Source organism: Ochrobactrum vermis (assembly GCF_002975205.1).
Classification (GTDB): domain Bacteria; phylum Pseudomonadota; class Alphaproteobacteria; order Rhizobiales; family Rhizobiaceae; genus Brucella; species Brucella vermis.
Genome location: NZ_PCOC01000002.1, coordinates 2,060,893 through 2,072,070 on the forward strand (window position 1 = coordinate 2,060,893; position 11,178 = coordinate 2,072,070).

The window sequence follows — 11,178 nt, forward strand, 5'->3', positions numbered from 1 at the left end:
CATCCAGCGGTCAATTCACCGGCTTTCGATCAGCAGGTAACAGCTTTATCGTGGCTGTCGTATGTGCCTCAATCTTGTCTCGGGAATAAATGAGCGGCTTGAGTTCGCAGTCTTGCCAGCTTTTACCAAGGTCCGCGAAGTGTACTGATCCGGGTACACCGCTTTGCCCCGGATTGTTGATAAAAAGACTGTTATCCCAACCGCCTACATCAATAACCATTCGCACCGAAGGCCCGCCTACGACGCTAAAATCGCTCCAACGATACGTTGCATAGTTGAGGGTAGAGCCGCTGCCACCGAGGGCGACCGGATCAAGCGACCAGTTATGATCGGTGAGTCTCTGAAGGGGATGACAAAGGTGCAACTTATGCAGTTGCCCCCATGACCATTCTGATGGCTTTTGGCCCAGCAGTTGGAAACACTCCATCAAAGCTGCCGCTAGGCTTTGCTTTAAAGCACCCTGTGTCTCGCCGTCGAGCGTAGCTCTTTCCACCCACTCCGCGACACTTGGTGGATCGAGAGGCATAAGAAGCGGGATCACCTTGTCGTCTGCACCTTCAAGCTTAGCAATGAGCGGGCCGAGATGTTTAGTAAGCCATACTTCGAAGAGCGCTGCTGATGAGGAACTAGCCTCCAGATCGCCATTCCATAGATCTAGCAACTGCCAGGAAGGCTCATCGCAAAGATAACCACGCACTTCTCTGAGTTTGCTCAGGATTCGTATGGCGATTGGAGAAACGGTCGAAGCCTGGAGGCGAATGCTGTCTTGCAACGTCAGTAATTGCTCTGACGCCAGTTTCTGATGCAAGGTATCGTGACGGCTGCTATCCAGCCACTCATACCCGATAGGAGCATTACTTCTCGTCCATTCGTCGGGAATATTCATTGCGTTCGCCGTAGCGATAAAGCCCCGTTCAGGGTTGATTTCCGCCGGTGTGTCGCTCGGCGATAAGTATCCTTCCCACTCATAGCGGCCATCTCCGGGAACGGGCATCAATCCATCCCAGTTCTTTCTGATCGGCGCAGCTCCTGAAGGTTTCCACGCTATCGTATTAGAAGTATCCGCATAAATGTGATTGACAGATGGACAGCCCCACCCTTCCAGTGCCGCCGTATAGTCAAGATAGTTGCGCGCCCGCATCACGGCGAGGCTCGCCATGTAGGGAGCCATGCCTGCATCCATCCATACCGTCCGCAGGCTGAAAGCTCTGTTATTCGCACGGTCTTCAAATATGACGGGACCATGCCTGGTGAACTTCAACTCGACCTTCTGATCGTCATGGCCCTTTACTGGAATCTGCTCCTCGACGATCCTAAAGCTCTCCCATTCCCCATTATAGAAATAGCACGATGGGTCATCCTCGCATGTCTCGTAGAAGTATATGTCTTCCTGATCGGCACCGAAGATTGTGAGGCCAAATGCAGCTGTTCCGTTATGTCCCATTGATATGCCCGGAACCATCGGCTCACCAGCACCAACAGCATCGAATCCGGGCATGGAAAGATGCACGACATAACGGATCGACGGCAGCACATGTGTGCGGTGTGGATCGAGCGCGAGAATTGGGCGACCTGTGACGGTCTTGTCTCCAGAAATGGCCCAGTTGTTGGAGCCTTCTTCAAACGAGGCTCTGACGATTTCGCCGGATGGTGTTACCGACGTCCATCTTTGGGCTTCGTCAAGACTTGCGATCAAGCGTTCGTTTGAAAACGTCGCCGGGCTCACAGCCAGCTGAAAGTCGCGTAGAATCCGATCGGAAATGATCGCCGGATCAAAACCATCTACTAGTTCTGGAACCTTACTGTGAGAGAGTTTTTTGCGAAGTCCGTCCAGTTTCGCTGCCTGTTCGCCGCCGACCAATGCAAATATCTTCGAGCGAAGCGCCTCTGACGAGGCATTTCTCGTCAGCGAATGTGTCCTGACGCGAACAACATCTTCCGGTTTCCAGCGATCTGGTCGGTTCCCGAGCAGCTCAAACTCCGGCGGAAAACAGAAATCACCTGCGTCACAGCCATCGATATAAGCATTGATGCCATGGGTAAACGCAGTGCATATTTCTTCTGAATTCTGTCCATATGCCTTCCACTCTGCTCCCATCTCACCGCGATAGAGAAACAATCGCGATGCCCGGTCCTGCTCAAGATATCCTGGCCCGAAATCTCGAGCGAGCAACCCGAGCCCCCTCTTCCGTGCGATATCAATCTGCCACAAACGATCCCGCGCAGCATTCCATCCCTGCGCAAAAAAAAGATCATACAGGTTGGCCGCTTCGATATGGGCAACACCCCATTGGTCGACTTTAATGCTGATAGTCGAACCGATGCCCGCGATCTTGTATTCGTTGGATATGTGCTGAGAGTTCATTACCGCCTACAGAATAAGTCATTCATCGGGATGATTGGACACGCACAATCGGACGTGTTCAAAGGCGGCGAAGACGCTGATCGCGCCTCACCGACTTTGACTAAAGGAATACGGATTAAATAGCTTGAGCAACGTGCTCTGCTATTTGCCGATGCGTTGCGAACCACACATCGCCTTTGCTCTGAGCAGCCCGAATAAGCTCCTCAACGATCCATATGCGAGAGCGATATCCGATGATGTGAGGATGCATCGTGAGCTGGAAAAGCTCGCCTTCCTCGTAGGCCTGATCAAATTCTCTCATAAATATGGCAAGGACGTCTTCCGGTCCTATGTGCGGACGCAAAGACTCAAACCTGCTCATCATGAAGTACGGAGCGTCATCCCTGATCCATTCCACAGGTATTTCGACAACCCCAGTCGGCTCCCCGTTTTCCATCAACTCATAGCAATTGTCGTCAGCCATCAGAGACGAGTCGTAGCGTAATCCCATCTCGCGAATGATGGAAAGTGTACTGTCGGAAAAATCCCATGATGGTGTGCGGATCCCCACAGGGCGAATACCGGTGATCTTTTCCAGCATATCCGCGCTCCGCAGCATAAGATCACGTTCATTTTCAGCGGGGAGGATGGAATTCAATTCATGAATCCAGCCATGCATCCCAATCTCGTGTCCGGCGTCGATGACCGCCTTCTGTTCTTCCGGATATAGCTGGGCAACAACAGCGGGAACATAGAAACTCGCTTTGATAGCGTATTTGTTCAGGAGGGAAAGGACACGAGGCATTCCTCGACGATTGCCGTATTGTCCCCATGACAAACGCCCGAGAGATTTACCTCCATCCCTCAGCTCGTTAGTTTCATGATCCACGTCAAACGAGAGGGCGATAGCGCAACGTTTGCCATCCGGCCACGGTGGAGTCAGTGACTTTCCCGCGCGAACCTTGTTGACGCGATTGCGCCAGACGTCATCCGGCCACTGCCATGGTTTCAAGGTTTCAAAATCTGTCATGAAAATCCTCCTTTACTTCAGTTCTAACTTTGCCGTTTCGGGCAAACGGGAAAGAACCAACATCGTAATCAGTGCGGCCGGGATAAGATAAAAGTAAGTCGGTGATAGCGGAGATCCCGTTACCTTGATCAGCCACGTTGCCATGAAGGGAGCAAAGCCACCGAAGATCGCCGCCGCCATCGTATATCCTATCGACATCCATGTTGACCGCATATGAGTGGGGAATATCTCGGAGATGGCGGCAGGCCCTGGCCCGGAATAAAGAGCCATGACTACTCCCAACACGATCTGGACTGCCAGTATCGTTGCAAATGACGCGCCATCTGCGATAAGCGAGAAAAGAGGATAGACCAACACGATCGCAGCCAGGGTGCTTCCGATCAAAAGAGGCTTGCGGCCAATCTTGTCCGAGACATGACCAAGAAGCGGTACAGCTAGAATCATGGCGATAAGTCCACCCGTATTTGCCCAAAGCGCTTGTGAAGCTGAGAGGCCGCCGTATTTCTGCGTAAATGTGGGCATGTAGGCCAGCAATGTATAATAGGCGACGGTCCAGAAGATTGTGAAACCAAAGGCGCGCAGACCTAAACGTGGACCGCTGATCTCGGGCTCGGGCAGCGGATCGGTCGCCGACTGTGCTTCTTCAAATGCAGGCGTTTCATCGACACTCCTCCGAATGAACACCCCAACCACGAGTAGCGCGGCCCCCAGCAGAAATGGAATTCGCCATCCCCAGGAGATCATATCCTCCGTGGAAATGAGGGATGTTAGGACCGCAGCGACGGCGGAGCCAAGCAGAGTCCCCCCCGCAGTACTTACCTGTTGGAAAGAGCCGAAGAAACCGCGACGATCTTTGGGTGCCCATTCGATAATGAAAGCAGTAGAAGCACCCCATTCACCACCGCCGGCAACACCTTGGACAATTCTCAAAGCTACCAGCAAAACTGGGGCCAGAAGACCAATTTGCTCATAGGATGGCAATATACCTATACCAATGGTGCCAATTGCCATCATTATCAGGGTTAGCACCAAAGCGAACTTGCGGCCTTTCGTGTCCCCGAGACGACCAATTATCACACCGCCGAACGGTCGCGCGAGAAAACCAACGCCGAAGGCCGCAAAGGTTGCGAGCAACGATGCTGTGGGGTCGTCCGAAGGAAAGAACTTGACCGAAATCATGGTGGCCAGGAAGGCGTAGACGCCAAAGTCATACCATTCCAGCATATTCCCTATTGAAGCGGCCCAAATGGCCTTTTTCGCGTTTCGATCCATTTTGGACCGAACGGAAACGGTATCCGCAGCGAAAGTCATGGCATGATCCCCATTCTGTTTGTATTGCAATGCAATATTATGTATTGCATTTATAGTGACCAGAGTTCTTCGTTTCGTCAACTGATATGTTTTGAATGGTGATTAGTTCAGCCCTGCGTTTCAGAGCTTCAAAATTGCCCAAAAGGGAAGGCCTGAATCGAATGTTGTAAACTTAAAAAATGACTCGCACTCTGAAAAATCCTTAGCATTACGACAGTTTAAACAAGATTTATATGTAATTTCGTTTTGAATAAATCCACTCCAATTGAATTCAAATTTGGAACAACTGAAAAATAACTAAAAAGATCCACCTATTTTTCTTCATTTAATCCAGATAGAGAAAATACCACATGCTGCGTGTGCGATTCTCAGACTCTTTAACCGATCTATGGCACCGTCTGGACCAGGCGAAGGTTCGTTCGACAACCCAACATCTGATGGTCTGATTCCGACATTTGCATCCCTCGGATTTGGATGCCGAGCAAGTGTCAAAATCAAACCATTCGGCAAGACCTCGAAGCTCTCGGCACGTGGGCAGATTGCTTGGCATTTTTATGATTTAGATTACCGCCGCTCGACGGCGCGTCGTCAGCAGGATATAACCGCCGTGGCGACAGAGGACGATTTAAAGGCTCTCAGAGAGCTAGGACTGGTGGGATCAGACTTCGTTCTGATCCCGTTGAATGGCTTTTTGAGCTTTTGAATAAACAGCGCCAGTTGGTCGAACATCAGGCGTCATCCTATGGCAGACATGCTGAAGAAATGTCGCCGTAGATTCGGAGCGGCAAAAACGTTTCTCTCGCTGCCGCATATTCCGTTGGGATAGGGCGCGCGAGGCGCATAAAACGGGCCAGACCGTGGACAAATAATCGGGGCTGATCTACCCCTGATTAACACAAGCGCTACCCACTTCATCGCGGTCGTCAGAACGGCTCGAAACGACAATCAAAGTGTTGCCATTTGTTTTCGCAGTTCCTGCCATTTTTTACCTGCTGAATTTGCGCGCTTCAAGATTACGCTTATCGAGGGTGATTGCTAATGGATTGAATTTGACGTTTGATATCAGTCCGACATAGATCCCGTTTCAAACGTCGAATTCAAAAAATCTACGAGAACATAAACCTAATAGTGGTCCTCTCGATTCCGACATTTGTTCGACATCCAAATCCGAGGGATGCAAATGTCGGAATCAGATCACTAGCGTCGATACGGCAAAAATGAAAAACATCTAACTCATTGAATTTACTGGTGTCTCTTGCGTGAATCGAACACAACTCTATCGCTACGAAAGATATGGTATAAAAATAGCAAGATGGTACATCCGAAACCTTCGCCACTCAGCCCGGACAAACAGTGCCCAGATGCACGATCAGTTTCTAACGCTTATGAAATCCATCCTACTGCGGTCGTCGCACAAGATTGCATAACGGATTGGGCGTATCTTTGCGGAATGAGCCTGCTCAGATATCCGGTAAACGACGCCATATCGGAGCAACTCGCCTTGATGGGCAACGCATCGAATGCCGACAGAGCCTGGATGATCGAATATCGCCCGGATTTGCTACGGTTCTGCAATACCCATGAATGGTGTCGGGGCCAGACAAAAGCCTATATTTCGGAACTTCAGGAAACGCCGACCACCCTCATCGCCTGGCTGCACAAATATCTGGTACTGGGGCACGCCGTGGCAGTCCACGATGTTACCGATTTACCCCGGACTGCGCGGACAATTCAGGTTGAGTTCCTTCGCCAAAGCAATAAAAGCGTTCTCAGCGTACCGGTCTTCTACGACAACAAACTGCGCGGCATCATCGGCTTCGATACGACCGTTGCCAAAAAGATTTGGTCGGCAAACGAAGTGACCGCGCTGTTCCAGTGCGCCAATCTCATCGGTCAGGCAAAATATGCGATCAGCCATGGCCCCGAAAAGGCTTTCGCGCAAGAAAACTCGGCGCCCCTTGTCTATCTCAGCAATCGCGGCGTCGTGCGTGGCGTTCAGCCCGAAATCATTGTCGGCGTAAGATCGGCTGGAAACTACAGCGAGATCTGGCTCGAAGACGGTTCGATGTTGCTCGATTCTCGCTCGCTCGGCATGTGGTCCAGCCTGCTTCCGACGAAAATCTTCCTCCGGATACACAGAACCGCCTTCGTGAATACGCTGCATGTCGTTGATGTGGACCGCAGAAAAATCGATAAATGGCAGATCAAGATGCGGTCCGTAGATCAGGCATGGCCCGTATCACGCTCCTACCGGAAGCAACTGCGCGAACGCATGGGAATATAATCGCTTAGGCTATTGGGACCGTTGCGCTTTTGACGTCATGTCATTCGTCAAACCGGTACGTCGTTTCGTCCTTGGATTATTGTTATTCCCGCAGTTTCTTGGATGGTGCTTGCATCGGGATATCCTCCCCAACAGTTCTTTGAGGGGCCTCACATGTCGTCTCGGACGCTAGCGCATTTTACTGCTGTCTCGCTGGTCGCCTCCAGCATTCTCCTCGCCAATAACAGCCAGACAAAAGCGGAAGACCTTGCCTTGAAGGATGCCGTATCCATGGCAGGCATGCAGCTTTTCCTGAACTCTGGCGCACCGGGTCTGATCATTGCCGTCGTGCAAGGCGATAACAGTGTCATTCAGGCCTACGGGCAGACGGCTCCCGGGAGCAATGTCGAGCCGGACGAGCATTCCATTTTCCGGATCGCATCCGTTTCCAAGGTTTTTGCTGGCGACGTGCTTGCCGCGCTCGCTGCGAAGGGCAACCTCAAGCTGACGGATCCACTGGCAAAATATGCGCCGGAAGGGGCGAAAATCGAGAGCAACGGCCGCCCCATCACCCTGCTTGATCTGGCCACGCATTCGGCAGGTCTGCCGCGCGAACTGCCGAATCCTGATACGAAAATCACCGACAACCCGTTTGCCGCCTTCGACCGCGACTATTACTGGAAGTGGATAGCCAGCAATAAGCCCGCCTATGTGCCCGGCACGACAACAATTTACTCCAACCTCGGCTACGGCCTTCTGGGTGATGCTCTGGCCAAGGCTGGCGGCGCTGATTATTCCACGGTCCTCGCCAATGAAGTGCTGAAACCGGCCGGTCTCGCCGACACGACGAATGTGTTGAACGAAGGCCAGAAAAAGCGGCTGATGACCGGACTGGACCCTTTCGACAAACCGGATTCTAACAGTCCCGTTCCTGACATCATGTATGCCAGCGCCGGTGTTTACACGACAGCGGAAGACATGGCCCGCTGGATGCGCTGGCATCTCGATGGCGCAAGCCAGCTTCGGGAAGATACCCTGCTCGATCACACACTTTGGCTGCCTTATGACGGCCTTAAGCATGTCGTGGGAACCGAAGTGACGGCAGGCGATGGCATGGGGCTTGGCTGGGTTGTCACGCTGCCTCGTGATGAAACTCCGCTTCTGCTGGGCAAAAGCGGCGGTCTCGGCGGCTTCATGAGTTACGTGGTTCTGTCGCCCAATCGCAAGCTCGGCATTTTCGTCGTCGCCAGCCGGGTGAACTTCGGTATGTTTGAAAATATCCATTCCCAAGTGCGCGAACTGGCGGCTGAACTGGCCCGTTAATCATGCAGCCGTTCACGCCCCTATCGTTACAATCAATCGCCAGACGAGGGAAAACCACCTTCCGTCTCCTGACTTGCAATACCCTGCTGGGTGCCGCGCTCCTTCTTGCGTCGGGCGTGCCAGGCGTATTCGCGCAGGAAAAGCGCGACATTTTCAAAACCGAAATATTCCTGACGCCCTACAGCAAGCTCGGCGATGCGGAAAACTATCCACGGCTGAATGGTCAGCTCTTGTTCATGACCAGCTATACCGGCTATTTCGGCATCGAGGACAGCAACGGCGAGATTCCACGTTCGCATTGGAACAGCGTGCAGCCGACTGCGGAAGCTGCGCTTGTCTGGCAACTGTCGCAGCAGTTTGCGATTCTGTCGAAAGTGACGCTTGATTCCACCGTCGAAGCGACGGAGGACAACGCTTTTTCCGATCTCGGCTTCAATTTGAAAAACCTGTTCGCTTCCTACACCAACGACAATTTTGCGCTCTATGGCGGCAAAATGGATCTCGGCTTCGGCGATGGCTGGCATGCTATTGACGGTCTCTACAGCGGCTTCACGGACGATTTTCAATATATCGGCTCCATCGGTCTTGGTGGCCGCTATACGTTCAACACCGAAAATATGGGCGCGCATTCCTTCGCCGGACTGGTATTCAAGCGCGATGATACGGCACTCGGCCGTAGGCTCAGCTTCGATGACGGTTTCATCTCGCCCACCAGAGGGCAGCCGCCCGCCTTCAGCAAGGACCTGAACTCTTTCATCCTGTCCTATGATTTCCGTATTATGCCCGGCCTGAAGAACATATCAGGCGGCGTGGATGTCGGCCGGCTGGAGGCGGAACCCGGTTACGGTGACAGCGCCGACACGATTTCCGCCAGGCTGCGTTACGACACGGCGCTGACCGACAAGTGGAACCTGAGCTGGTTCAACGAAGCCACCTTTTCCAGCGCCTCTCGCGGCATGCCCGTTTCCAACGGCAATGGCGTGACATCCGTGTCGCTTTCCCATGACCGGTGGCAGTTCAACGCGACAACCGCGATACGCAAATTGTCCGGCGACGAGGAAAAGCTGGCGCAATACGGGCTCCAGTCCGACTGGGACTGGGGCGTGGCAGGCACCGTCACCTATGTCACACCCGTCGGTATCATTGTGCAAACAGGACTTGTCCATCAACGGGACCAGACCCTGAATATCAATCAGGGTGTTTTCCGCATCGCTTATCAAACGGGGTTTTAAGGCAGCCATGAACACCAGCATGAGAACGAGAACGCCTTCCATCGTCATTACCTGTCTTTTCGCGCTCGGCTGGTCGACATCTGCCATGTCGCAGCCCATTTCCATTGAGAGCCGGCCTAATCCGGCCGCCGATGCGGTTCAGATTCCGAAAGGGAGCACCGGAAAGGCGCTCAAGGCCCTGCCGCAGATCGTCACCGGCATAATGAAACGCAGCCTTGTGCCGGGCATGGCGGTTGCTGTGGTCAGCAGCGGCAAGACCGTTTTTGCAGAGGGCTTTGGCAAGAGAGAGGTCGGCAAGGACGCCGCTGTGAATGCTGAAACGGTGTTCCAGATCGCTTCGATTTCAAAGTCGCTTTCTGCGACCATTGCTTCCATTGAAGTGACGAAGGGCGCGGTTGAGTGGAACGATCCGGTTGTAAAACATCTGCCCGGTTTCAAACTGAATGATGCCTATGTGTCGGAATATGGCACGATCGGAGATTTCTTCGCGCATCGTAGCGGCTTGCCGGGCACGGCAGGTGACGATCTCGAAGACCTCGGCTTCAAGCGCAACGACGTCATCGCACATTTACAGCAATTGCCGCTCGATCCGTTCCGCATCTCCTATCATTACGCGAATTTCAGCACGACCATCGGCGCAGAGGCGGTTGCAGCGGCAGCGCATGAGCCTTGGGACAAGCTGGCCGACGAACAGCTTCTCAAACCGCTGGGCATGAAATCGACCAGCTATCGCTACGCCGATTTCACAGCTCGAGACAATCGCGCTGCATTGCATGCCTATCAGAATGGTACTTTCAAGCCGCTCGGACAACGCAATGCAGACGAGCAGGCCCCTGCAGGCGGTGTTTCGTCCAACCTCATCGATCTGGCGGAATGGCTGAAACTGCTGCTCGCCAATGGTGAATACAAGGGCAAGCAAATGATAGCCGAGGACGCGCTTGTGCCAGCACTTTCGCCACAATCCTTCAGCGCTCGCGCGCACGATACCGGTGCACGCTCCGGTTTCTACGGCTATGGCTTCAACGTCAACACGGAACTCGGCGGCCGCCCGTCCATGGGCCATTCCGGCGCGTTCCTGCTCGGCGCGGGCACGGCATTCAAGATCGTGCCGTCGGCCGATATAGGCATTATCGTTCTGACAAATGGAGCGCCGGTCGGAGCAGCGGAATCCGTCGTCGCGCAGTTCACAGACATGGCCCTTTACGGCAAATCAACACGTGACTGGTTTGCAGCTTATAACGGAGTGATGAAAGGCTTCTTCGAGCCGCAAGGCGACCTGTCGTTCAAGGAAAGGCCCGGCAAACCAGAGCCAGCTAAAGCCTTGCAGGAATACACCGGCAGCTTCGACAACTCCTATTACGGTAAGGCTGACATCAAGGAGATCAACGGAGCGCTGACGCTCGTGCTGGGGCCGAAAGAGTTGCAGTTCCCGTTGCAACATTGGGACGGTGACACGTTCGCATTCGTGCCAATCGGTGAAGCAGAGCTTGTTGGCTCTCTGGCATCTATCGCTTTCAAAGTTGATCAGGGGCAGGTGCGGGGCTTCAATATCGACTTCTACAACGCAAGCGGCTTTGGCCTCTGGAAGAAGGCCCAACAATCCGTGACAGGCAATTGAATATTTGTTCCAAGGGCGCTCTCGCAGCTTGCAACACAGCCAGGGTGTGAAAGACAA

General features: G+C 53.2%; 8 protein-coding genes and 1 pseudogene. 5 read left to right on the forward strand and 4 right to left on the reverse strand.

The window, feature by feature from the left end; translation table 11 throughout:
• Positions 1-10 precede the first annotated feature (10 nt).
• From CQZ93_RS23800 to CQZ93_RS27430, 4 genes and pseudogenes are all read right to left on the reverse strand, one after another.
• On the reverse strand, positions 11-2,365 hold the full coding sequence (locus CQZ93_RS23800) for a penicillin acylase family protein (RefSeq protein ID WP_105544975.1): 2,355 nt from the start codon (positions 2,363-2,365) through the stop codon (positions 11-13).
• Between the two features lie 115 nt (positions 2,366-2,480).
• Positions 2,481-3,374: a polysaccharide deacetylase family protein gene (locus tag CQZ93_RS23805; protein WP_105544976.1), complete on the reverse strand. Its 894-nt coding sequence runs from the start codon at positions 3,372-3,374 to the stop codon at positions 2,481-2,483.
• 12 nt (positions 3,375-3,386) lie between these two features.
• Positions 3,387-4,685 carry an MFS transporter gene (locus CQZ93_RS23810; RefSeq protein WP_210201116.1) on the reverse strand — a complete coding sequence of 433 codons (1,299 nt, stop codon included), beginning with the start codon at positions 4,683-4,685 and terminating at the stop codon, positions 3,387-3,389.
• A 325-nt stretch (positions 4,686-5,010) separates the two neighbouring features.
• A pseudogene (locus CQZ93_RS27430) lies at positions 5,011-5,121 on the reverse strand (IS5/IS1182 family transposase); the annotation flags it as partial.
• On the opposite strand from CQZ93_RS27430, the gene CQZ93_RS23815 reads away from it, so the two are divergent.
• From CQZ93_RS23815 to CQZ93_RS23835, 5 genes are all read left to right on the forward strand, one after another.
• Entirely contained in the window at positions 5,074-5,388 is a 315-nt protein-coding gene (locus CQZ93_RS23815; RefSeq protein WP_105544977.1) for a hypothetical protein, read from the forward strand. The pseudogene CQZ93_RS27430 and the gene CQZ93_RS23815 sit on opposite strands and share 48 nt — an antisense overlap.
• A gap of 747 nt (positions 5,389-6,135) precedes the next feature.
• Positions 6,136-6,969 (forward strand): LytTR family transcriptional regulator DNA-binding domain-containing protein, encoded by an 834-nt coding sequence (locus CQZ93_RS23820; RefSeq protein ID WP_105544978.1) that lies wholly within the window; start codon positions 6,136-6,138, stop codon positions 6,967-6,969.
• Positions 6,970-7,122: 153 nt separating this feature from the next.
• Positions 7,123-8,271 (forward strand): D-alanyl-D-alanine-carboxypeptidase/endopeptidase AmpH, encoded by a 1,149-nt coding sequence (gene ampH, locus CQZ93_RS23825; protein ID WP_105544979.1) that lies wholly within the window; start codon positions 7,123-7,125, stop codon positions 8,269-8,271.
• Between the two features lie 2 nt (positions 8,272-8,273).
• Entirely contained in the window at positions 8,274-9,503 is a 1,230-nt protein-coding gene (locus CQZ93_RS23830) for a hypothetical protein (protein WP_286154245.1), read from the forward strand.
• 19 nt (positions 9,504-9,522) lie between these two features.
• Positions 9,523-11,121 carry a serine hydrolase gene (locus tag CQZ93_RS23835; RefSeq protein ID WP_105544980.1) on the forward strand — a complete coding sequence of 533 codons (1,599 nt, stop codon included), beginning with the start codon at positions 9,523-9,525 and terminating at the stop codon, positions 11,119-11,121.
• The last annotated feature ends 57 nt before the right edge of the window (positions 11,122-11,178 follow it).

Bases quoted from the DNA above. Each gene is read 5' to 3' on its own strand.
- CQZ93_RS23800 (WP_105544975.1), bottom strand. From the start codon at position 2,365: ATGAACTCTCAGCACATATCCAACGAATACAAGATCGCGGGCATCGGT.
- CQZ93_RS23805 (WP_105544976.1), bottom strand. From the start codon at position 3,374: ATGACAGATTTTGAAACCTTGAAACCATGGCAGTGGCCGGATGACGTC.
- CQZ93_RS23810 (WP_210201116.1), bottom strand. From the start codon at position 4,685: ATGACTTTCGCTGCGGATACCGTTTCCGTTCGGTCCAAAATGGATCGA.
- CQZ93_RS23815 (WP_105544977.1), top strand. From the start codon at position 5,074: ATGGCACCGTCTGGACCAGGCGAAGGTTCGTTCGACAACCCAACATCT.
- CQZ93_RS23820 (WP_105544978.1), top strand. From the start codon at position 6,136: ATGAGCCTGCTCAGATATCCGGTAAACGACGCCATATCGGAGCAACTC.
- ampH (WP_105544979.1), top strand. From the start codon at position 7,123: ATGTCGTCTCGGACGCTAGCGCATTTTACTGCTGTCTCGCTGGTCGCC.
- CQZ93_RS23830 (WP_286154245.1), top strand. From the start codon at position 8,274: ATGCAGCCGTTCACGCCCCTATCGTTACAATCAATCGCCAGACGAGGG.
- CQZ93_RS23835 (WP_105544980.1), top strand. From the start codon at position 9,523: ATGAGAACGAGAACGCCTTCCATCGTCATTACCTGTCTTTTCGCGCTC.